This is a genomic window from Streptomyces sp. NPDC102514 (genome assembly GCF_055584525.1).
Map to the genome: position 1 here is coordinate 1,015,016 of NZ_JBVJLW010000001.1, position 19,476 is coordinate 1,034,491.

General features: G+C 68.8%; 21 protein-coding genes. 13 read left to right on the plus strand and 8 right to left on the minus strand.

Annotation, left to right across the window (positions count from 1 at the left end; genetic code table 11):
* Window positions 1-75: 75 nt before the first annotated feature.
* From ACZ60E_RS04530 to ACZ60E_RS04550, 5 genes are all read left to right on the plus strand, one after another.
* Complete coding sequence (locus ACZ60E_RS04530; RefSeq protein WP_469437994.1) at window positions 76-813, plus strand: SDR family NAD(P)-dependent oxidoreductase; 738 nt, start codon at window positions 76-78, stop codon at window positions 811-813.
* Window positions 814-865: 52 nt separating this feature from the next.
* Window positions 866-1,864 (plus strand): UDP-glucuronic acid decarboxylase family protein, encoded by a 999-nt coding sequence (locus tag ACZ60E_RS04535; RefSeq protein WP_469437997.1) that lies wholly within the window; start codon window positions 866-868, stop codon window positions 1,862-1,864.
* Window positions 1,861-3,105: a pyridoxal phosphate-dependent aminotransferase gene (locus ACZ60E_RS04540; RefSeq protein WP_469437999.1), complete on the plus strand. Its 1,245-nt coding sequence runs from the start codon at window positions 1,861-1,863 to the stop codon at window positions 3,103-3,105. The genes ACZ60E_RS04535 and ACZ60E_RS04540 overlap by 4 nt, the downstream gene beginning before the upstream one ends.
* A 20-nt stretch (window positions 3,106-3,125) precedes the next feature.
* A complete protein-coding gene (gene rarD, locus ACZ60E_RS04545) occupies window positions 3,126-4,055 on the plus strand; it encodes an EamA family transporter RarD (RefSeq protein WP_469438001.1) in 930 nt (309 codons plus the stop codon).
* A 180-nt stretch (window positions 4,056-4,235) separates the two neighbouring features.
* Window positions 4,236-5,552, plus strand: a complete 1,317-nt coding sequence (locus ACZ60E_RS04550) for a UDP-glucose dehydrogenase family protein (protein WP_469438003.1) — start codon at window positions 4,236-4,238, stop codon at window positions 5,550-5,552.
* A 220-nt stretch (window positions 5,553-5,772) separates the two neighbouring features.
* On the opposite strand, the gene ACZ60E_RS04555 is transcribed toward ACZ60E_RS04550, so the two are convergent.
* Entirely contained in the window at window positions 5,773-6,927 is a 1,155-nt protein-coding gene (locus ACZ60E_RS04555; protein ID WP_469438004.1) for a Gfo/Idh/MocA family oxidoreductase, read from the minus strand.
* Window positions 6,928-7,034: 107 nt separating this feature from the next.
* Here ACZ60E_RS04555 and ACZ60E_RS04560 point away from each other — a divergent pair, with 107 nt between their 5' ends.
* On the plus strand, window positions 7,035-7,373 hold the full coding sequence (locus tag ACZ60E_RS04560; RefSeq protein WP_469438006.1) for an ArsR/SmtB family transcription factor: 339 nt from the start codon (window positions 7,035-7,037) through the stop codon (window positions 7,371-7,373).
* Between the two features lie 95 nt (window positions 7,374-7,468).
* Here the strand turns inward: ACZ60E_RS04560 and ACZ60E_RS04565 are convergent, their stop codons facing one another.
* From ACZ60E_RS04565 to ACZ60E_RS04580, 4 genes are all read right to left on the minus strand, one after another.
* On the minus strand, window positions 7,469-8,419 hold the full coding sequence (locus ACZ60E_RS04565) for an RNA-binding protein (RefSeq protein WP_469438008.1): 951 nt from the start codon (window positions 8,417-8,419) through the stop codon (window positions 7,469-7,471).
* Between the two features lie 71 nt (window positions 8,420-8,490).
* On the minus strand, window positions 8,491-8,838 hold the full coding sequence (locus ACZ60E_RS04570) for a cupin domain-containing protein (RefSeq protein WP_469438350.1): 348 nt from the start codon (window positions 8,836-8,838) through the stop codon (window positions 8,491-8,493).
* 127 nt (window positions 8,839-8,965) lie between these two features.
* The gene (ku, locus tag ACZ60E_RS04575; protein WP_469438012.1) at window positions 8,966-9,892 is read right to left on the minus strand and encodes a non-homologous end joining protein Ku; all 927 of its coding nucleotides are present in this window, start codon (window positions 9,890-9,892) and stop codon (window positions 8,966-8,968) included.
* Window positions 9,893-10,008: 116 nt separating this feature from the next.
* Window positions 10,009-10,221 (minus strand): hypothetical protein, encoded by a 213-nt coding sequence (locus ACZ60E_RS04580; protein WP_453790597.1) that lies wholly within the window; start codon window positions 10,219-10,221, stop codon window positions 10,009-10,011.
* A 205-nt stretch (window positions 10,222-10,426) separates the two neighbouring features.
* On the opposite strand from ACZ60E_RS04580, the gene ACZ60E_RS04585 reads away from it, so the two are divergent.
* The 6 genes from ACZ60E_RS04585 (at window position 10,427) to ACZ60E_RS04610 (ending at window position 15,452) form a co-directional block, all read left to right on the plus strand.
* On the plus strand, window positions 10,427-11,434 hold the full coding sequence (locus ACZ60E_RS04585) for a DNA polymerase Y family protein (protein WP_469438016.1): 1,008 nt from the start codon (window positions 10,427-10,429) through the stop codon (window positions 11,432-11,434).
* Window positions 11,435-11,626: 192 nt separating this feature from the next.
* A complete protein-coding gene (locus tag ACZ60E_RS04590; protein ID WP_469438017.1) occupies window positions 11,627-12,640 on the plus strand; it encodes an STM4015 family protein in 1,014 nt (337 codons plus the stop codon).
* A gap of 152 nt (window positions 12,641-12,792) precedes the next feature.
* Window positions 12,793-13,188, plus strand: a complete 396-nt coding sequence (locus ACZ60E_RS04595) for a GNAT family N-acetyltransferase (RefSeq protein ID WP_469438019.1) — start codon at window positions 12,793-12,795, stop codon at window positions 13,186-13,188.
* A 105-nt stretch (window positions 13,189-13,293) separates the two neighbouring features.
* The gene (locus tag ACZ60E_RS04600) at window positions 13,294-13,959 is read left to right on the plus strand and encodes a nitroreductase (RefSeq protein WP_469438021.1); all 666 of its coding nucleotides are present in this window, start codon (window positions 13,294-13,296) and stop codon (window positions 13,957-13,959) included.
* Between the two features lie 331 nt (window positions 13,960-14,290).
* Window positions 14,291-14,974, plus strand: coding sequence for a hypothetical protein (locus ACZ60E_RS04605; RefSeq protein WP_469438023.1), 684 nt, complete (start codon window positions 14,291-14,293; stop codon window positions 14,972-14,974).
* A gap of 244 nt (window positions 14,975-15,218) precedes the next feature.
* Window positions 15,219-15,452 carry a hypothetical protein gene (locus ACZ60E_RS04610; protein WP_469438025.1) on the plus strand — a complete coding sequence of 78 codons (234 nt, stop codon included), beginning with the start codon at window positions 15,219-15,221 and terminating at the stop codon, window positions 15,450-15,452.
* Between the two features lie 479 nt (window positions 15,453-15,931).
* On the opposite strand, the gene ACZ60E_RS04615 is transcribed toward ACZ60E_RS04610, so the two are convergent.
* Together ACZ60E_RS04615 and ACZ60E_RS04620 are read right to left on the minus strand one after the other, a co-directional pair.
* Window positions 15,932-16,297 carry a hypothetical protein gene (locus ACZ60E_RS04615; RefSeq protein WP_453790591.1) on the minus strand — a complete coding sequence of 122 codons (366 nt, stop codon included), beginning with the start codon at window positions 16,295-16,297 and terminating at the stop codon, window positions 15,932-15,934.
* On the minus strand, window positions 16,294-16,557 hold the full coding sequence (locus tag ACZ60E_RS04620; protein WP_469438027.1) for a hypothetical protein: 264 nt from the start codon (window positions 16,555-16,557) through the stop codon (window positions 16,294-16,296). Before ACZ60E_RS04620 ends, ACZ60E_RS04615 begins: the two co-directional genes overlap by 4 nt.
* 193 nt (window positions 16,558-16,750) lie before the next feature.
* Between ACZ60E_RS04620 and ACZ60E_RS04625 the strand changes: the two genes are divergently transcribed.
* Window positions 16,751-17,362 carry a class I SAM-dependent methyltransferase gene (locus ACZ60E_RS04625; RefSeq protein WP_469438029.1) on the plus strand — a complete coding sequence of 204 codons (612 nt, stop codon included), beginning with the start codon at window positions 16,751-16,753 and terminating at the stop codon, window positions 17,360-17,362.
* A gap of 607 nt (window positions 17,363-17,969) precedes the next feature.
* Here the strand turns inward: ACZ60E_RS04625 and ACZ60E_RS04630 are convergent.
* On the minus strand, window positions 17,970-19,427 hold the full coding sequence (locus ACZ60E_RS04630) for an MFS transporter (RefSeq protein ID WP_469438031.1): 1,458 nt from the start codon (window positions 19,425-19,427) through the stop codon (window positions 17,970-17,972).
* Window positions 19,428-19,476: the final 49 nt, after the last annotated feature.

Here is a 19,476-nt window from a genome sequence, read left to right on the forward strand (position 1 = left end):
GCACAGCAGATGCGGGTACAGCGAGTTCCCGCGCAGAGCTTGGGCCGTGACATCCGGCCCGGAGGGGATGCATGCATGTCTGGGAAGAACATCGTGATCACGGGTGCCGGCAGCGGCATCGGGGCCGAGACCGCGCGGCGGCTGGCCCCGGGAAACCGGCTCGTCCTGCACTACCACACGGCGAAGGAGGGCGCGCTGGCCCTGCGCGAGGAGCTGGCGCCGGTCTGTGCCGGCGTCGACGTGGTCGAGGCCGACCTGACCACGGACGCGGGCTGCGAGGCACTGTCCGAGGAGATCGGCAGGCGCACGGACGCACTGGACGTCCTGGTCAACAACGCGGGCGGCATGATCGAGCGCCAGTCCGTCGGGGACCTGACATGGGATCACCTGGTCGCGACGTTCGCGCTGAACACCTACTCCGCGATGCGGCTCACCAGCCTGTGCACCGGGCTCCTGCGCCGGGGCGGCAACGACCCCTGCGTGGTGAACGTGACCTCGATCGCGATGCGCCACGGAGCGCCGACCGCGACGGCGTACGGCGCGTCCAAGGCCGCCATGGACTCCTTCACCCGCGGCGCCGCGGCCGAACTCGCGCCGCACATCCGGGTCAACGCGGTGGCGCCCGGCATCATCGACACCCGCTTCCACGAGCGCGTGACGTCCGAGGACAAGATGCGGCAGTTCATCGAGAACACCCCGCTGAAGCGCGCGGGAGGGGTGGCGGACGTCGCCCGCACCATCGAATACCTGGTCGGCGCCACCTTTGTCACGGGGGAGACGATCGACTGCAACGGCGGCCTCGCCATGCGGTAGGCATCGTGGCCGCCCCCTGCCTCCGCACGATTCCAGGGAAGGTTTTACCCATATGAGTACACGTGTTCTTGTCACGGGTGGTGCCGGGTTCATCGGATCACACCTGTGCGAGCGGCTGATCGACGACGGCCACGAGGTCATCTGCCTGGACAACCTGTTCACCGGGCGGCGCGGCAACATGGCGAAGCTGCTCGGCAATCCCCACTTCGAGTTCGAGCGGCACGACGTGGCCGAGCCCTTCCACGCCGAGGTCGACCAGATCTACCACTTAGCCTGCCCGGCCTCGCCGGTCCACTATCAGCGCAACCCGGTGCGCACCGTCCGCACCTGTGTGCAGGGCACGTTGAACGCCCTCGAACTGGCCCGTGAGACCGGAGCCCGGCTGTTCATCGCCTCCACCTCCGAGGTGTACGGCGACCCCGAGGTCCATCCGCAGCAGGAGGACTACTGGGGGCACGTCAACCCCATCGGGATCAGGGCCTGTTACGACGAGGGCAAGCGCTGCGCGGAGGCCCTCGCCGTGAGCTTCGCGCGGCAGTACGGAGTGGAGGTCAGGCTCGGCCGGATCTTCAACACCTATGGGCCGCGGATGCACGAGAACGACGGCAGGGTGGTGTCGAACTTCGCGGTGCAGGCACTGCGCGAGGAACCCCTGACCATCTACGGCGACGGCAGCCAGACCCGGTCCTTCTGCTACGTCGACGACCTCGTCGAGGCGATCGTCCGCCTGATGGCGGCCGAGACCGATGCCCGGCCGGTGAACCTCGGCAACCCGCAGGAGACGACCGTCGAGCAGATCGCTCGGCAGATCAAGCGGCTTGCCGGCTCGCGGTCCGAGCTGGCCTTCCGGCCGCTGCCCGAGGACGACCCCACTCGCCGCCGCCCCGACATCTCCCGGGCCGACACCTTGTTGGGCTGGGAGCCGAAGGTCGACCTGGAGGACGGGCTGCGCCGGACGATCGCCGACTTCTCCGCCAGGACGACCGTGACGACCCTGACGGGCGGGCAGCGGCCCGGGCTCGTCCCGGTGCGGCAGGGGGCCGGCCGATGAGAGGGAGGACGGACGCCGGGCCCGCCACTTTCCCGGCCGCGAACCGCCTGCGCGGCCTGGCCCAGTCCGACATACGGCGGATGAGCCGGGAGAGCGACCGGCTCGGTGCCATCAACCTCGGACAGGGGATCTGCGACCTGCCCACTCCCACGGTCGTGGCCGAGGCGGCCAAGGCGGCGATAGACGCCGACGAGAGCATCTACACCTACCCCGAGGGGCACCTGGCGCTGCGCCGGGCGATCGCCGAGAAGGCGGCACGGGACAACGGTCTGACGGCCGCACCCGAGGGGGAGGTCGTCGTCACCGTCGGCGCCACCGGCGCGTACACCGCGGCCGTCAACGCGTTGCTCGACCCCGGCGACGGCATCCTGATCATGGAGCCGTACTACGGCTACCACGTCAACGCCGCGATCGTCGCCGGGCTCGAACCGCACTTCCTCACTCTCGCGCCGCCGGAGTTCACCCTCACCGAGGAGGCGCTGCGGGCGGCGGTGCGACCCACCACCCGGGCCATCGTGGTGTGCACGCCGTCGAACCCCAGCGGCAAGATGTTCAGCCGGACCGAGCTGGAGGCGGTCGCGCGTGTCGCGCACGACCGGGACCTGCTCGTCATCAGCGACGAGATCTACGAGTACATCCGCTACGACGACTGCCCCCACCTGTCGCCGGCCACGGTGGGCGGCCTGTGGCCCCGCTCGGTCACCATCACGGGCCTGTCGAAGACGTTCAGCATCACCGGCTGGCGCCTCGGTTACGCCCTCGCGCCCGAGCCGCTGGCCAGGGCGATCGCCCTAGTCAACGACCTGTACTACGTCTGCGCGCCCAATCCGCTTCAGCACGGCGTCCTCGCCGGCTTCGCCCTGCCGCCCTCCTACTTCGCCGAAATGCGAGCGGACTACCAGCGCAAGCGCGACCGGCTGTGTGACGCGCTTGCCGAGGCCGGTATGTCGCCCATCGTCCCGAAGGGGGCGTACTACGTCCTGGCCGATGTCGCGGACTGGGGCTTCGGCACCGCCCGGGCCGCGGCGATGGCGCTGCTGGAACAGGGAGGTGTGGCCTCGGTCCCGGGCAGCGCCTTCTACCAGGGGGCGACCGGCGAGAACCTGCTGCGGTTCTGCTTCGCCAAGGAGGACGCGGTGGTGGAGGAGGCCTGCCGGCGGATACGGCGCTTCCGGCCCCGCGGCGGCCTCGTGGAGGACGACCTCGTGGAGGCGGACAGAAGAGGGCTGGGGGCACGGTGAACGACGCACGCCGAGGAGGCTTGTACGGGGTCGCCGCCTATGTGCTGTGGGGCCTGTTCCCGCTGTACTTCCGGCTCCTGGACAGCTCCAGCACCTTGGAGATCCTGCTGCAGCGGCTCCTGTGGACGCTGCCGGTCTGCCTGATGGTGGTCGCGGCCACCGGCACCGCGGGCCGGCTGCGCGCACTGCTGCGCCGGGGGCGGCGCGTGTCCGCGCTCGCGGGGGCTGCCGCCGTACTCGCGGTGAACTCGGGCTGCTACGTGTACGCCGTCAACGCCGACCGCGTCATCGAGGCGTCGCTGGGCTATTTCATCAACCCGCTGGTCACCGTGGCACTGGCCGTGCTCGTACGGCGAGAAAGGCTGCGTCCTCTGCAATGGGCGGCGGTCTCCACAGGCGCCCTGTCCGTGCTCGTCGTCACCGTCGACTACGGCCGGCCGCCCTGGATCGCGCTGATCCTCGCGACCTCGTTCGGCCTCTACGGACTCATCAAGAAGCAGGTCGGCGAGGATGTCGAAGCGCTCGCCGGGCTCACCACCGAGGCCCTCACCCTCGCCCCGCTTGCCGCGGCCGGACTGGCTGTCTACACGGCCACCGGGCACGGCACCTTCACCCAGGACGCCCCCTGGCACGCCGTGCTCCTCGCCGCGGGCGGAGTGACGGTCGTCGCCCCGCTCCTGCTGTTCGCGGCGGCTGCCCGGCGGATGCCGCTGGCCACGATCGGGCTTCTCCAGTACCTGACACCGGTGCTGCAACTCCTCATCGGAGTCGTGCTGTTCCACGAGGAGATGCCGGCCTCGCGATGGAGCGGTTTCGTCCTGATCTGGATCGCGCTGGCCCTGCTGAGCACCGACGCGCTGCGCGAGCAGGACCGCCAGAGCGCGAGGCGCAGAAAGAGCGCGCCTGCCGCGCAGCCCGTCCGGGCGGAACTGCGCACCCCTGAAGAGTGAATGACACGTCGGCGAACCGACGACAAGACCATGGAGCCCCCTGTGCAGAGCAAGACCGTGGAGAGTAAGTCCGTGCGGAGCAAGACTCTTCCGAGCGAGACTGCGCCGAGCAAGTCCGTCCCGAGCAGGACTGAAACAGTCACTGCAGTGCCCCCCTTACCCCCTGCCCGCCGTCTCTCCGTGATCGGCACCGGATACCTGGGAGCCACCCACGCGGTCTGCATGGCCGCGCTCGGCTTCGAGACGATGGGCCTGGACACGGACGCCGAGAAGATCGCGGCCCTCTCGGCCGGCCGACTCCCGTTCTACGAACCCGGACTCGAAGACCTCCTGCGTGACCAACTCGCCACCGGACGACTGCGGTTCACTACGTCGTACGAGGAGGCCGCGGCCTTCGCCGACGTCCACTTCCTGTGTGTCGGCACTCCGCAACGCACCGACGGGCCCGGCGCCGACCTGCGGTACGTGGACGGCGCGGTGGAAGCGCTCGGCCCGCACCTGACACGCCCCTGCCTACTGGTGGGCAAGTCCACCGTCCCGGTCGGCACGGCCGCCCGCCTGGGGGCGCGGCTCGCACAACTGGCACCGGCGGGACAGGGCGCGGAAGTGGCGTGGAACCCGGAGTTCCTGCGCGAGGGATTCGCGGTGCAGGACACCCTGCGACCCGACCGCCTGGTCTTCGGAGTCACCTCGGACCGGGCGGAGCGGCTGCTGCGCGAGGTCTACGCACCACTGCTCGCGCCGGCCGAAGGGGATGAGCCCGTGCCGTTGGTGGTCGCCGACCTGGCGACCGCGGAACTGGTGAAGGTCGCCGCGAACTCCTTCCTGGCCATGAAGATCTCCTTCATCAACGCCATGGCCGAGGTCTGCGAGGCGGCGGGAGCCGACGTCCTGCCGCTGGCGCAGGCGCTCTCCCACGACCCCAGGATCGGCGGACGCTTCCTGCGCCCAGGGGTCGGCTTCGGCGGCGGCTGCCTACCCAAGGACATCCGCGCCTTCACGGCCAGGGCCGAGGAGCTCGGCGTCGGCCGGGCCGTGGAGTTTCTGCACCAGGCCGACGAGGTCAACCTGCGGCGGCGTACCGCGGTGGTCGACCTGGCGAGGGAACTGAGCGGCGGCGACCTGTGCGGACGGCGGATCGCGGTCCTGGGCGCGGCCTTCAAGCCAGGCTCCGACGACGTACGGGACTCACCGGCGCTCGCGGTGGCCGACCTCATTGAGCAGGAGGGTGCGGAGGTGGTCGTCTACGACCCCATGGCGATGGACAACGCGCGCAAGGTGTTCCCCTCGCTGGCCTTCGCCGACTCCGTCACCAAGGCGGCCACCGGAACCGACGTCCTGCTGCACCTCACCGAATGGCCGGAGTTCGAGGACATCGATCCCCGCGCCCTGGGTGGGGCGGTGGCCGGGCAGCGCATCATCGACGGCCGGAACACACTGGACGCGTCGCGCTGGCGGGCGGCCGGGTGGGAGTACCGGGCGCTTGGGCGGCCGTGATTGCGGGGTGCGGGGTGGGGGCGCGGGGATCGGCGGAGGCCGCGAGACATGGAGACCGTGAGACCGCTCGACCGCGAGACAGGGATATGGGGATACGGGGTCGGGCGGTCGGCCGGTTGTGCCGGACAGGTCGGTCAGCAGCCCGATGCCGTAGGCCGGCGCGGACGGTGCCCAGCTCATCGACGCCGACCTGGCCCGTATCGCCGAGATCCCTGCCCCCTCAGCTCGTGAGCCGCTGCCGCTCCCCGGTGGCAGCCGCCTTCTGGATCTGATCCAGGAGACGGTGCTGGCGCGTGGCGTGGGCGAAGTCGGGAACGGTGTGGGTGCCTTCGACCAGGTCGTCGTGCAGCTGGCCGTACGCGTGCGCGACGCTGTGGGCCATGGTGCCGCGAAGCTCGGCCAGGGCAGGGAAGCGCGCCTCGTAGTGGTCTGGGACGGGCAGCTCGACCAGTTCGTTGCTCGCGCCGCGGGCACCGTGAATGGTGACCAGACCGTACTGGAGATGGCCGAAGTCGCTGGTGACCAGCAGGTCTCCCTCGGTGCCGTTGATCTCCCACAGGAAGTTGGTGGAGCGCGCCTTCCCGCCGCGGTAGTGGACGGAGGCGACGGCGCCGGATTCGAGGGTGCCCGTGACGGCGATCTGGTCCTCCGCGGTCATCGGCGCGAGTTTCCCGGTCTGGTGGTGGCGGACCGGGCTGCGCCGGGTGGCCGTCGTGGCACTGAGTTCGGTGAACGAGCCCAGGACCGAGGCGAGTCCGTCGAGGGTGTGGCCGAGCGGGATGGTCAGCATCGTGGCGCCGTTGTCCCGGTCGATGAGGTAGGCGCTGCTGTCGTCGAACGTCGGCCCCCACGCACCTCCTGAGGCGACCACGCTGGTCGAGAGCACCTCGCCGACGTAGCCGTCCGCGACCAGGTCGCGCAGATAGCGGACCGGCGGAGCGGAACGCGCCTGAAGTCCGACGAAGCCGCGCAGCTCCCGGGCATGTGCGAACGCAGCCATCTCCTCGGCTTCGGCGGTTCCGTTGCCCAGCGGCCACTCGCTCAGCACGGTCTTCCCGGCGGCCAGTGCGGACGTGACCAGCTTCTGGTGGTGCGGCACCTTTACGGTCACGACCACCAGGTCGACCTCGTCCCGCTCCACCAGCTCCTCGACGCTGCCGAAGGCCAACGGAACACCGAACTTCTCCCCGGCGGCCTTCGCCGTCGCGGCGCTGCTGGCACTGAGCGCGCGCAGTTCGTAGGCGGCGGGCAGCGCGGCAAGAGCCGGGACGTGGGCCCGACTTGCCCAGCCGCCGCGGGCACTGAGTCCAACGATGCCAACACCGATGGGCGCGGCCGGCCCAGAGGCGTGAGTGGAGGAAAGGGAGGAGGCCATGGGTGTTCCTTCGCGTCGGCTGAATGCGCGGAGCAGAAAGCCACCCTAGGCACATGTTCGCACCAAAGCGAACATGGCTGATCGGGGGCACCGGGGATACTGGGAGCATGGCCAGCCGAACTTCTTCGCCACTGCTCCACCCCGACGAGCAGAGCATGAACCTCTTCACCGTGATGACGGCTCTCAGCGACCCGGTCCGTCTGAACATCGTGACGACCCTGAGCGCCCAGTCCGAGGTGGCCTGCAACTGCTTCGATCTCCCGGTCGGCAAGTCGACCGCAAGTCGCCACTTCCGCGTCCTGCGCGAGGCCGGGCTGATCCACCAGCGAGACGTGGGCACGCGCCGCATCAACTCCCTCCGCCGCCTGGAGATCAACCGGCGCTTCCCCGGCCTCCTCGACCTCGTCCTGCGCGAGGCAGCCACCGACGCATCGGCCGACCGGTAGTCCCGGCCACGCAATCAGAGTCCACGCCTGGCGTCAGCCGAGCTACGTTGGGTCAACTCCTGTCCCCTGGGCACGACATGGAGAGCCAGTTCAGGTCACCACCGGGCGCGCAGCACGCCGTCACTGTCAGGCAGAGCGGCTTGGAACAGCGGGTGACGTTCGTCGAGGGCAAGGGGCAGAGAGCAGGCTGTCCTCGCGCCTGCCACCACAGTGGCGAGCTGTTGGTGGTGGGTCTCGTCGACGGTCACGTGACGGATTGTGCCGTCCGCCGACTCCCAGACGAAGTCCACGTATTCGTCCTCGGGCAGCGCGGCCAGGACCGCATCGACATCAGGTGTGAGGTCGGGCCAGCCGGTCAGGAGCGCGCGCGGGCCGAGTGCGGCGCGGACGGTATCGAAGTTGTGCGCGGTGAGGCGGTGCCAGCGGGTGGCGTTGCGGAGGTAAGTCTCCTCGATGAGCAGCGTCTGCGGTGCGGCCAGCTCTGCGCGTACTCGTTCCCAGAACTCCCCGTCCGCAGCCTGTGTCACCTCTGGTTCCTCAAGGTCCGCAGCGTAGGGCGAGACCGTGATCGGTTCCGCGAACAGGCCGAGTTCGCGGGTCCGGGCGACAGCCGCGTCGCAGGGCTGGTCGCTGCCGACGTACACGTATTGATCCCACCCGACGTGCACGGTGAACGTGTCCTGCCGCTCCAGCCGGCACCAGGCGCCCTGGTCGCGGAGCATGGCCCGGACCAGCTCCAGCGCGACCGAAACCGAGACCTCGGCACCGTCGTAGTAGCCGCTGAGGTCGGGCGGGAACAGCCCGGCGAGGCCGTGTCCTTCAACCGGTGCCTCCAGGCCGAAACTGACGAAGCCGGTGACCTCTGGTTCGCGGATCTCAAGCCGGTCGATGCCCGATTCCCGCGCGAACGCAGTGATCGCCTCCAAGTAGACAGCCTCAACCGGCCCGTGGTCGCTCACCGTGTCCTCAGCACCGTTGTAGTGCCCGCGCTCGTCGCGATCGGCGGGGTCGTACTTGGTTATCCGGTGGACGAAGGCCGGCGGCACGCTGCTCCTTGGGCTGGTGGAGGGGGATGTCAGCGTAGTTCGCGACCAGACCAGACCGTTAAGGACAATCCTTAGTCCAGGGTGGTGTGGAAAGCCTTGCGCAACGTCTCATGGACCGTCCACGTCGTCCGGTCGCCGGCGCGCAGGACACAGGCGTCTCCAGGGCCGACGTCGAAAGTGGAGCCGCCCTCCACCGCGATCGTGGCCCTGCCGCTGACGACCACGAAGAGCTCGTCCGACTCCGTATCGGTGACGACGCCAGGCGTGATCTGCCAGATGCCACGAACCTGCGTACCGTCCTTCGACTCCCAGAACACCTTGGCAGACACCTCGGGTGAACCCTGCAAGATCTGTGCGGGGTCGAGAGCTTCGGGGATCAGATCGGCATCGGGGACGTGCACTGCAAAGCTGCTGTTCATCATCATGTGGCGACGCTACGACACCGTAAGAGCGAACCCCCATGGTCACCGTGTCGTACCAGGTGCACGCATGAGTGACGATGTGTCCAGTGCAGTCGTCGAGCGGTATATCCCTGGGCCGGGCACGTCATGCACTGCGTTTCGGCTTCGCCGCCGTCTTCTTGGCCGCCTTCTTCGCGGTGGTCTTTTTGGCAGCCGTCTTCTTCGCCGTCTTCTTGGCCGTGGTCTTCTTCTTCGGGTGCAGCTCGTGGACGTCGGCGTCGCCCTCGCCGCGTGAGGTCCGGGCCTTTTTCACGGATGCTTCCAGGGCGGCCATCAGGTCCACGACCTCCCCGGTCGGTGCTTCGGGTGCCGGTGTTTCGGGAGCGGCATGGCCTTCCCGTTTGGCTTTGATGACTTCGGCGAGGGCGTCGGTGTAGTGGTCCTCGAACTCACTGCCTTCGAGGTCGTCGCGGGTCATGTGGTCGATGAGGGCCTGTGCGCCCTCGATCTCATCGTCCGACACCTCCACCGCGCCGGGTGCCAGTTCCTTGGGGGAGCGGATCTCGTCCGGCCAGCGCATGGCGTGCAGGACGATCGCGTCGTCACGCACACGTAGCAGCCCCAGGCGTTCGCGGCCGCTCCATGCGTATTTAGCGATGGCGACCTTGGCACTGCGTTCCAGTGCCATCCGCAGCAACTTGTACGGCTTGGCGGCGACCGGGCCGTCGGCCTGGAGGTAGTAGCCGTCGCCGACCTGGAGGGGGTCGATCGAGGCGGCGGGGATGAACGCGGCTATCTCGATGGCCTTCGCGGTGGGCAGCGGGATATCCCGCAGTTCCTCGTCGGATATCGCGATGAGGGTGTCCTTGTTGATCTCGTACGCCTTGCCGATCTCGTCCTGAGGGACCTCGCGGTCCTCGATCTCACAGATCTTGCGGACGCGTACGCGGCTCATGTCTTCGAGGTGGTACTGGTGGAAGCGGATCGCGTGGTTCTCGGTCGCGGACACCACGTGGATGGGCACGGTCACCAGGCCGAACGAGATGGCACCTGACCAGACAGTTCGGGGCACGACGAACCTCCTGTACGGCCCCGAGGGTTTCAGCCTACGAGGAGCTTCCCGGACCGGCACGCGGACCGCGCACCGCGCTTTCAGCCTCGGGCCGGTCACCGAACGGGTCCCGTCGATCAGCTCGCCTTGGTACGAGTGCTGGTGAAACGGACGGCGGTACCCCAGTTCTCCCGTACGGGCGACAGGCACCACTGGCACAGGGGCAGTCCGCCGCTTCCGTACTTGTGGGTGCTGCGCTGGCAGCCGGAGCAGGGGCCGACGTAGCTGCTGGAGATGGTGAAGGTGGAGGGGTCCGGTTCGCTGACCGGGGGCGGGGGAGTGGCGGTCATCGGGGTTGTCCTCTTCCGGGTGAGGGGTGGGTGGATCACCGCGGACGCAGCGTATGTGGCCGAAAGGGACGGGGCCGGTCAGCGCGCCGCGGCGGTGTGGGCCGGGCGGGCGTCATTGGCCGATGGCGAGCTCGACGAGCCAGGCTCACCATTCGCGTGTTCGAATACTAGTTCGATACTCTACGTCTGGAGGAGGCGAGGTGCCATGGCGGCAGCAGATGACCAGGTGCGGGTGTCGAGTGTGATGCATGTGCGCTGTCCGGACCGGCTGCCGGAGGAGGTCTTCCGGCAGGTCCTGGAGCAGTGCGCGGAGCTCTCCCCGACCGTTCAGGCCCTGCCACCGTCCGCGGCCCTGGTGGAGCTGAAGGGGGCTCTGAGGTATCACGGCGCGGACGCTCGGCGACTGGGGGAAGTACTGCGGGTGCGCACGCTGTCCCGGCTGGGTGTCGACGTGCGGGTGGGGATCGGGCCCACCGTTACGGTCGCGGCCACTGCCTCCGCGCAGGTCGATGCACCTGGGGGAGTCCTCGCCGTGGAGCAGGACCAGGTCCTCGACTGGCTCGGGCCGCTGCCGGTGGAAGCCCTGCACGGCATTGGTCCGAAGCAGGCGGCGGCGCTGAGAGAGTACGGCGTGCACTGTGTGGGCCTGCTTGCCACCATTCCGCCGGTCACCGTGCAGCGCCTGCTGGGCGGCAAGGCCGGACGGCTGGCCGTGGACCGAGCGCGGGGTATTGACCCTCGCCCTGTCGCCCCGCGCGCGTTGCCGGCGTCCATGAGCGTGCGCCACACCTTCGTCCAGCACACCCTGGACGGTGCTGCGGTCCGCGGTGCCCTGCTCGAACTGGTCGTCCGGCTCGGACTCCAACTGCGCGACCACGGCCAGGTGGCTCGTGGCCTGACGCTCGCGTTGCGGTTCGCCGGTGGCACCGCGTGGGAGAAGACGCGCCGCCTGCCGGAAGCCTCCGCGCACGAGGACGACCTGCGCACGATGGCGTACCGGCTCATCGATGCCGCGGGCCTGCAGCGCGGCCGGCTGACCGGGCTCGTGCTGAAGGGCGAGGATCTGGTCGACGCCGACCAGGTGGCCGAGCAGATCAGCCTGGACCAGGCACGCGAGGACCGGCTGGTCGCGGAGGCGGTCAGCGACCGTATCCGAGGGAAGTTCGGGCCCGGCGCGATTGGCCCCGCCGCCACTTTCCGCTGCGCTTCCTGACCGCCCTCCGGCCCATCGATCACGTCGGCCCGCGAGTCCGCTGGGGCAGGTACGGCGTCGTCGGTGCGGGGACGGCCCCATGAACCGAGGGCCCGTCAATACGTGGACGGGCACTCCTGTCAGAGTAGGCGCCGGCAGATTTTCCCTCTGCCGCTTCGCTTCGTATCGCACCGTAGGACAGGAGCAGCCCGGATGAGTTTCTATGACCGGATGGAGGAGCTGTACGGGCTCCCCGCCTTCACGTTTCCCGCGCTGGAAGCGCCAACGGTCCTGCCCGAACCCGACGCCGTGGCCTGGTTGATCAACGGGCAGCCTGACGCCGTGGCCTGGCGGAGCACCGTGGGGGAGCCGTTAGTCGAGGAGGAGTGCTGGGACGAGGCCTTCGACCGCTTCTGCGCCGAGGTCGACACGACGCGGGTCCGTGCACTGATCGTCGGCAGCTGGGACGACCCCCTCGACACGGACCCTTCCCGGGTCATCGAGGCGCTGTTGGCCGCGCGTGACCGGCTGCCGGCCCTGCGCTCCCTGTTCCTGGGGGACATGGTGGCCGAGGAGGCCGAGATCTCCATGATCAGCCAGACCGACGTCACACCGCTGCTGGCCGGCTTTCCCGCACTGGAGGATTTCGGCGTGCGCGCGGGAGAGAGCCAATCCATGGGCAGGGTGCAGCGGTTGGAGTTTCCTGCCCTGCGTCACGACGCGCTGCGCAGGCTGACCGTGCAGAGCGGTGGCCTGCCGGTGGACGTCGTCCGCGGGGTGGGAGCCAGCGAACTGCCCGCGCTGGAGCACCTCGACCTGTGGCTGGGCGTCTCTGAGTACGGGGGCGACTGTACGGTCGCCGATGTGGAGCCGATCCTGTACGGCGACCGGTTCCCCCGGCTGCGTTACCTGGCCCTGCGCAACAGCGAGATCCAGGACGAGATCGCCGTCGCCCTTGCCTCCGCTCCGGTGGTCGCCCGGCTCGAAGTGCTCGACCTGTCCATGGGCACGCTGAGCGATGAAGGCGCCGCCGCCCTTCTGGGAGGCCAGCCACTCGCCCACCTCAAGAAGCTGGACCTGCACCACAACTTCCTGAGCGAGTCATTCCGGCAACGGATATGCGAGACGCTCGAACCCGCGGGCGTGGAGGTGGACGTCGACCGGGGTGACGCCAAGTTGGACGATGACGGCGGCGCCGCTGACCGGTACGTCTCCGTGGCGGAGTGAACCCCGTACGAGCATCCCGACGCCCTGCCTGAGGCCGACCGCCTCCGGCTCAAAGCCGTCCGTCCTGGCCAACTGCCAGGAACTGACGGCACTCTCCGAGCATGTGCGTTCTTTCGGTCGGGTGGACCCAACCCGCACCCTACGATCGAGGAGTGACGATCGAGTACGAGTGGCGGGGCGACTTCGGCAACCCCGCCCTCAACGCGCTGCATGCTGACGGCTTCGGCCACCCGGTCACGCAGACCGACTGGCGAGAACGGCTTGAGCGCCACAGCCTCGGCTGGGTCTGCGCTTGGGAGGACGGCTCACTGATCGGCTTCGTCAACGTGGCCTGGGACGGCGGAGTTCACGCCTTCATCCTGGACACGGTGGTGGCCAGTCATCGCACGCGGAGTGGTGTCGGAGGTGCGCTGGTAGCAGCTGCTGCTCACGAAGCTCGGGCCGCGAAGTGCGAGTGGCTTCACGTCGACTTCGAGGAGCACCTTCGTTCGTTCTACTTCGATGTCTGCGGCTTCAGGGAGACGACAGCTGGGCTGATCGCCCTGTAGCAGGGGGCCAGGATCTGGGTGAACGTCCCGCTCGAGCCGGTCGCCTGCTGCGACGATCATCCTCGTGTCTTCGCTGCCCGCCATGGAGTGAGAGGACGAAAGAACGTGGATGTGTACGAAGCCGTGGACAGCCGCAGGGCTGTGCGGGCGTTCAGCCAAATGCCCGTATCCAAGGAGGTACTTGAGCGAGTGCTGGCTGCGGCGACGCGGGCTCCCTCAAGCGGAAACCTTCAGCCTTGGCATGTGTATGTCGTGACCGGCGAGCCCCTGACCGAATTGAAAAGACGCGCGACGGCCAGGGCGTTGGCGGGGGACCCGGGTGACGAGCGGGAGTACCCGATGTACCCGCCGGACCTGGCCTCACCGTATCTGGACCGTTTCTCCGCCGCGGCTGCCCTGCGGTACGAGGCGCTGGGCATCGAGCGCGACGACCCTGCCAGGCCCATGAAGATCGCCGAGTTGAACACAGGGGCGTTCGGTGCGCCCGTCGTGCTGTTCTGCTATCTCGACCGGACGATGGGACCCGGGCAGTGGGCGGACGCGGGGATGTACTTGCAGACGGTCATGCTGTTGCTGAGGGCGGAAGGGCTGCACAGTTGCCCCCAGGTGATGTGGACGATGTATCGCAAGACCGTCAGTGAGATGGTCGGAGCCGATGACGGGCGCGTGTTGCTCTGCGGTGTCTCGGTGGGATTCGAGAAGGAAGACGCGCCACGGCTGCGCACCGGGCGGGCGGACGTGACGGAAACAGTGAGCTTCCTCGGAGCGTGACGCCCGGCGGACATGCAGCCAGGCTGACGCCGGTGCACTACTGACCAATTTCCCTGCACGGATGACAAAGTCCGCAGCTCACGATGACCCTAAGGTCCATGGTCGAGGCCGTCACTTGAAGCAGCCTTGGATGACGCTGCGTCGGCGGCGGATCCGCCGGTCCGAGGGCGGTGGCCGGCCGCCGCGGTGGGGTGGGAGCGTGCACGCTGGTGTACGAGGACGCCGCGGACCACCGGAACTGCCCCGGCCGTAGGGCGCGTCGACCCGTTGGGTATCGAGTGGCACGGTCTGGGGCGGTCCAGGTACACGACTATCGCTTGGAGCACGTCGGATGAGTAGCAACGTACTGACCATGTACGGCGGGCCGAGACGAGTTGACGGCCTGGGTTCGCCGAAAGTGGTGAACATGGTCAGTTTCTCCGACGGGTCGGGGCCGGCGCCGTCGGTCGTGTACGTCGAGCGCGAACTGCCGCCGGGCGGCACGTCCGCGTACCGTGCGGCCCGGGGAGGCGGGGCCCGTTCCTTCGCCCTGTGGGCCGACGATCAACGCCGGGAGCGGGTGGCCACCGTCGTCACACTGTCGGCTGGCGGCGGCGTGGCGAGATTCCAGGTGCTCGGCGCGCACGGTGAGGTCATCGGCACGCTCATACGCGAGAAGGCGCTTCGCGCCAGGGGCCTGCGCACCCGCTGGACCGTGCACCAGCCCGACGGCTCCGAAGCGGTCGGCTTCAAAGGGAGGATCGTATGGTGGTGGATGTGGTGGTTCCTGCTGCCCCTGATGACGGTGGTCCTCGTGATGACCGTCTTCGACAGTGTCCCTGGCAACGAGGGCGGCTTCGCCCGCGCACCCCGGCGCATCCGGTGGCGCGCGAACGGGCAGGTTCCGCTGGAGTTCAGGTCCAAGGGCGACAAACTGCACGTACACGCACCCGGTGTGGACTGGCGGTTGGGGGCAGCTCTGATCGCCCTCCTGCGCAGTTTCAACGCCGACGCGTGGGACTCGGTGAAGCGGTGACCTGGGCGACGCTCCTCCGGCGCGAAGTGCGCTGTGGTGGCGGGAGTTGCTCTTCCGGGGCCGTGCATCGTAGGACTGGGCTGTGGGCTGCATGGCTGATCGGTGGTCGGCGCAGCGTCCTGCGTCAGGCTCTTCTCCCGGTCCGCCCGGCGGGTACGGGCCCCCGTGGGGGCGTGAGGTGAGTGCCGGGTACCGGCGTTGGGCGGGGGTTCTGCGCCGCCTCGCGATCGCGGTCGCTGGTCTCATGGTGGTCGCTTTCGTGGCCGGCATCGTCCTCCTGGTGAAGGCGGACGCGGACGTGGACAACGCGGCTTACGGCTATCTCGCGCTCTTCCTCTGGTTCGGGACCGTCGCGGCGATCCCGGTGCTCCTGGCGCTGGGCATCCCCGCGATCGTCATGACGCAGCGGGTACGGCAGCAGGAGCGGTTGGGTCACCATGCTGCGGTGTTCCGGGGGCCCGAAGCGGGTGGCCAGTAGTCGAGCGGACACGGCGCGCACGCTCTTCCCGGGTGGTTCATGCCATCACCTATCGGGGACAGTGACTGGCCGTACCCCCCGGACGAGTGAGGTCGGCACGCCGAGCGGGCCCTCGCTCGCGAACGGCACCAGCAGCGATTTTCACGGTACCGAGGTGACCACTCCGGCGCCGGTCACGGGTCACAGGGCATGAGGCGTACGGCGGTTGGGAGCACGAAGCCTGCCCAGAGACTGCGCACAGGGCACGCGGGCCGGGAGTAGACGGGACCCGCCGAATGTGGCTGTCGCCGCGGAGGCATCTGCCGTCCGAGAGGGGGCCAGCGAGGTCGCTTCCTCCGCGATCGAGACTGCGACTGGACCATTGGCAGGCTCACCGCTCGCCCTCGAACAAACGGCGGGCGCAGCGGAAAACCGTGTGCCACCTGATCGAGTATGACCTCCTGCACGCCTGAAACAGCCTGGTGGACGAGCCCGGTGGATCAGCTGGTCCAGGTCTTGATCTGAGCGGCGACCTCCCGCACGGGGAGCCCGTCTCGGGCTGCGCGTGCCAGGGGAAGCACGGTGTCCAGCCCGGGGCTGACCGGAAGGCCGCACGCGGCCAGGTAGGCCGCAGTCACCGTGGCCGCGAACAGCAGGTTTCTCACCTCCAGGCTGGGATTCCTCGCCAGCTCGCACAGCAGTGCCGCGGCCTTGTGATGGGGCTCGGGGTAGACCTCGTGTTCCAGGACCTCCGACCGGTGGCGGGCTTCCGCAGCCACCGGCACGCCGTAGTCGACCACCTGAGGGTCGCCCGGGATCTGCTGTGCCACTGCCAGGATCCACGCGAGGTCGATGTGAAGGCTCACGCGGCGTCCTTCGGCGCGGTCTGCGCCAGCCCCTCCGGCAGATTCGGATAGCGGTCCTCACCGACCTCCGCCTCGAACGCCTCCGTGTACGCGGCCAGGAACGAAGCGGCTCCGGCCATGAAAGCGGCGCGTGACTGGTTCACGTCGGCCTCGATCAAGTCGGCCACGTAGCCTTGCAGGCTCAGGCCGCGCCGTTTGGCCCGGTCTTCGGCCGCCGCCCTGACGGCGTCGTCCAGTCGGATGTTCGTCTGTTTCGCCATACCGGCCATCATAGCTAGGTTCTGATACCAGCACCTAGCGGATGTCATTGCCCGGTCCTGGCCGGGACACCATGCGTCGGTTGACCACGCCGCCCAGCCGGTTACGTGGTCTGGGTACTTGCCGTCGCCCGCGTGCCATGCAGGCTCACGACGTCGCAGGGGAGGGTCGGCTCAGCGGCATATAGTCGATCTCATGAGTAGGTGGAGGGACCTGACCGGTGGAGTGTCCGGGGGCGAGTACGCCGCGCGTTTCGAGGCGCTGGCCCGGGGCGGGAAGGACATGCACGGGGAGGCGGCGTTCTGCGCTGCTCTGGTGCCCGCGCCGGCCCGTGTGCTCGACGCGGGCTGCGGCACCGGGAGGGTCATGATCCGGTTGTCGGAGCTCGGGTACGACTGCGTCGGCGTCGACCTGGATGACTCGATGCTGGAAGTTGCGCGGACGCAGGCGCCTGAACTGCCCTGGTTTCAGGCCGATCTCGCGGAGTTCGATCCGGCACGGTTCGGCATTGTTGCGGACTTCGACCTCGTGGTGGCCGCCGGTAACGTCCTACCGCTGCTGGCTCCCGGGACGGAGGCCGCGGTGGTCGACCGCTTGGCCGCGACCCTGCGTCCGGGCGGGCTGCTGGTCGCGGGCTTCGGCCTGGACGCAGCCCACCTGCCCGTGCCGCCCACCACTACGCTGCCGGAGTACGACGCCTGCTGTGCCGCGGCCGGCCTTGCTCTCGTCGACCGCTTCGCCACTTGGGACGGCGCTCCCTATGACGACGGCGGGTACGCGGTCAGTGTCCATCGCCTCGATGTATGACCTCTGCGCGCTCAGCCATCCGCGGGGAGCCTTCGGCCCTTCGTGAGCGCAATGACCTGCCCCGACTGGCCGTCAGCGAGCTAGTCACCAACGCGCACAAGCAGGAGCGCCCAACTGCTGCCGCATCTCTTGCTCTCGCTACTGCTCCTCCGCGACCTGAGCACGACTCATGTGACAGGTTGACGGCCCTGCGGCCTGCGGAAAGTCGCTCCCGCCTTCCGCGGACGGGCACCTGGTTGCCCACTGGCACCCTGGTAGTCGTTTGCCCCACCGTAGGCCAGGATTGCGTCGGGCAGCGCGTCGATGGGCGACGTCGCCGTGTACGGCTATCGCCGCCCCGCCACCCTTGTCGATCTTGTCGGCGACCGTGCGCGGCCCTCGCCTTGCCGATGTCCGCGACGACGATGTGTGCGCAGCGACGAACGAGTGAGAGGGCGGTCGAATCCGGCGTACCCGGTGCCGTAGCAGACGCCCCCTTCGAGGTTCCCCCCGCGTCAGGCCGTCGCCCAGCCCGATCGGTATATGGAACCTCAGCTCGTCCTCGACTACGGCTCCGACTCCGCTCTGCGGGCGACGGAATCAGGGCGACGGAATCCGGGTGATGAGATCAGGCGCCCTGGCCAACCTTCGCGTCCTCAAGGCGTTCGGCCTTCGGGATGAGGGTGACGAACAGGCCGCCGAGTACGACGCACCCGATCACCAGCCACATACCGTTGGTGAAGCCCCGGTCGAGGTAGAACTGGGTGCCCTTCATCACCGCTCCGTGCTGCGACATGATCACGTACGTCAGCTGCGAGACGATGATCTGTGCCACGCCCTGTGCCAGGGCCTGCGCGCCGTTCGCCATGGCCTGTTCCTCGGGGCTGACGACCTCGATGACCATGATGGGCACGACCGCGACGACCACGCCCGTGCCCAGGCCCGCGATGACGCCCCACGAGATGATCTGGCCGGCGGACTGGTGGTACTGGGTGCCGATGCCGTACCCCACGACGGCGAGCACGGTCCCGACGGCCAGCAGTACCCGGCTGTCGGCGCGGCGCGCGATCGTGCCGGTTCCGATGGCGCCCACCAGGATCATGAAGCTGATCGGGCTGGTGACGATGGCGTTGTGGGTGCCCGACCAGCCCAGGCCGTCGGAGACGTCCGGGATCTTCGGCATCAGGACCAGGAGCTGGATGACCACACCGACGGCGCTGAGGGAACCGGCCGCGATGGAGGTGGCCAGCAGGGCGGACCACACGGGGCGCCGTCTGGTCATGCTGAGGGGGAACAGCGGGTCTGCGACGCGGCGTTCGACGAGCAGGAAGGCGATGAGGGCGGCCACCGCGGCGACGATGAACGCGATGAACTTCCCGCTGTTCCAGCCCCAGTGCGACCCCTGGCCCACGGCGTAGATGATGAGGGTGACTCCGCCGCCGAGGAGAAGCCCGCCGGCCCAGTCCATGCGGCCGCCCCGCTCGCGGACCGGGCTCTCCGGCACGAGGAACAGGACGAGGAAGAAGCTCACGGCCGTGCTGATGGCCACGAACCACAGGACGCCCCGGAAGCCGTGGTGGTCGAGCAGGTATCCGGAGAGGAACGGGCCGCCGAAGGCGACGAAGCCCACGCCGCCGGCCATGACGCCGTTGGCGACTCCGACCCAGCGGCGCGGGAAGACATCGCGGGTGAGGGCGTAGGCGAGCGGGGTTGCGGCCGTGTAGACGCCCGCGATGCCCCGCCCGATGAGGAGGGTGCGGTAGTCGGTGGCCAGCGCGGCGACGAGGTCACCGGCGAGACCGAGGCCGGTGGCGACGAGCAGGGCGCGCCGTTTTCCGAACAGGGCCGCTCCCTTGACCATGAAGGGCAGGAAGAAGGTGCCCGTCAGCAAGGTCATGAGGGTGAACCAGGCGATCTCGGTGGTCTGGAAATGGATCGCTATGGCCGCCTGTGTGGTGCCCGACAGGGCGGCGACGAGCGAGACCAGTTGGACCGACCACATGAGGGCGGCGACGATGACCGCGTTGCGCCCTGTGGAACGTGAACCCTCCGCGGCCGGTGACGGCGGGGTCTGGGTTTGAGTCATGGAAGCCCTCCGTGGGTGAGCGGGGTGAAACGAGGTGAGGGGAACGGCT

Excerpts from the sequence above, each read along its gene's own strand:
- ACZ60E_RS04530 (WP_469437994.1), top strand. The coding sequence starts at position 76 with ATGTCTGGGAAGAACATCGTGATCACGGGTGCCGGCAGCGGCATCGGG.
- ACZ60E_RS04535 (WP_469437997.1), top strand. The coding sequence starts at position 866 with ATGAGTACACGTGTTCTTGTCACGGGTGGTGCCGGGTTCATCGGATCA.
- ACZ60E_RS04540 (WP_469437999.1), top strand. The coding sequence starts at position 1,861 with ATGAGAGGGAGGACGGACGCCGGGCCCGCCACTTTCCCGGCCGCGAAC.
- ACZ60E_RS04555 (WP_469438004.1), bottom strand. The coding sequence starts at position 6,927 with ATGGCCTCCTCCCTTTCCTCCACTCACGCCTCTGGGCCGGCCGCGCCC.
- ACZ60E_RS04560 (WP_469438006.1), top strand. The coding sequence starts at position 7,035 with ATGGCCAGCCGAACTTCTTCGCCACTGCTCCACCCCGACGAGCAGAGC.
- ACZ60E_RS04570 (WP_469438350.1), bottom strand. The coding sequence starts at position 8,838 with ATGAACAGCAGCTTTGCAGTGCACGTCCCCGATGCCGATCTGATCCCC.
- ACZ60E_RS04580 (WP_453790597.1), bottom strand. The coding sequence starts at position 10,221 with ATGACCGCCACTCCCCCGCCCCCGGTCAGCGAACCGGACCCCTCCACC.
- ACZ60E_RS04585 (WP_469438016.1), top strand. The coding sequence starts at position 10,427 with ATGGCGGCAGCAGATGACCAGGTGCGGGTGTCGAGTGTGATGCATGTG.
- ACZ60E_RS04590 (WP_469438017.1), top strand. The coding sequence starts at position 11,627 with ATGAGTTTCTATGACCGGATGGAGGAGCTGTACGGGCTCCCCGCCTTC.
- ACZ60E_RS04605 (WP_469438023.1), top strand. The coding sequence starts at position 14,291 with ATGAGTAGCAACGTACTGACCATGTACGGCGGGCCGAGACGAGTTGAC.
- ACZ60E_RS04610 (WP_469438025.1), top strand. The coding sequence starts at position 15,219 with ATGGTGGTCGCTTTCGTGGCCGGCATCGTCCTCCTGGTGAAGGCGGAC.
- ACZ60E_RS04620 (WP_469438027.1), bottom strand. The coding sequence starts at position 16,557 with ATGGCGAAACAGACGAACATCCGACTGGACGACGCCGTCAGGGCGGCG.
- ACZ60E_RS04625 (WP_469438029.1), top strand. The coding sequence starts at position 16,751 with ATGAGTAGGTGGAGGGACCTGACCGGTGGAGTGTCCGGGGGCGAGTAC.
- ACZ60E_RS04630 (WP_469438031.1), bottom strand. The coding sequence starts at position 19,427 with ATGACTCAAACCCAGACCCCGCCGTCACCGGCCGCGGAGGGTTCACGT.